1 rRNA gene is annotated in these 207 nt (G+C 50.2%); it reads right to left on the reverse strand.

The features are described from left to right. Nucleotides 1–22: 22 nt before the first annotated feature. Nucleotides 23–207, reverse strand: a 23S ribosomal RNA gene (locus tag K5I40_RS24210); the annotation flags it as partial.

The raw sequence follows: 207 nt of genomic DNA on the forward strand, positions 1-207 counted from the left end.
ACCGAAACAGCTTCGGCGTTGTAAGGTTAAGCCTCACGGTTCATTAGTACCGGTTAGCTCAACGCATCGCTGCGCTTACACACCCGGCCTATCAACGTCATCGTCTTTAACGTTCCTTCAGGACCCTTGAAGGGTCAGGGAGAACTCATCTCGGGGCAAGTTTCGTGCTTAGATGCTTTCAGCACTTATCTCTTCCGCATTTAGCTA

The sequence above is a fragment of the Leclercia sp. LTM14 genome (genome assembly GCF_023736175.1).
In the GTDB taxonomy this organism is placed as follows: Bacteria; Pseudomonadota; Gammaproteobacteria; order Enterobacterales; family Enterobacteriaceae; genus Enterobacter; species Enterobacter barmai.